The following is a 238-nucleotide window of genomic DNA, read 5'->3' on the forward strand; positions in this document are numbered from 1 at the left end:
CGTCAATGGCAAAGACTTCACCGGCTCGGTCGTTGCCAATCCTAACGGCACCCTAGGCTTCAGCATCAACGTCCCAGGCTCTGACCTGGTCGCCGATGCCGGCAAAACCATAAACGCCAGCATCAGCACCACCGATGCGGCCGGCAACATTGGTACTGCCACGGACAGCGAAGGCTATAGCGTCGACGTCACTGCCCCAGTCCCGACCATCAGCCTCGATGCCAACATCACTGCCGAT

1 protein-coding gene is annotated in these 238 nt (G+C 59.7%); it reads left to right on the forward strand.

What is annotated here, in order from left to right; genetic code table 11:
• A partial coding sequence (locus PVA39_RS23285) for a hypothetical protein (RefSeq protein WP_274126085.1) occupies positions 1–238 on the forward strand: 238 nt, incomplete at both ends.

This window comes from Pseudomonas sp. CNPSo 3701, from assembly GCF_028674975.1.
Classification (GTDB): Bacteria; Pseudomonadota; Gammaproteobacteria; order Pseudomonadales; family Pseudomonadaceae; genus Aquipseudomonas; species Aquipseudomonas straminea.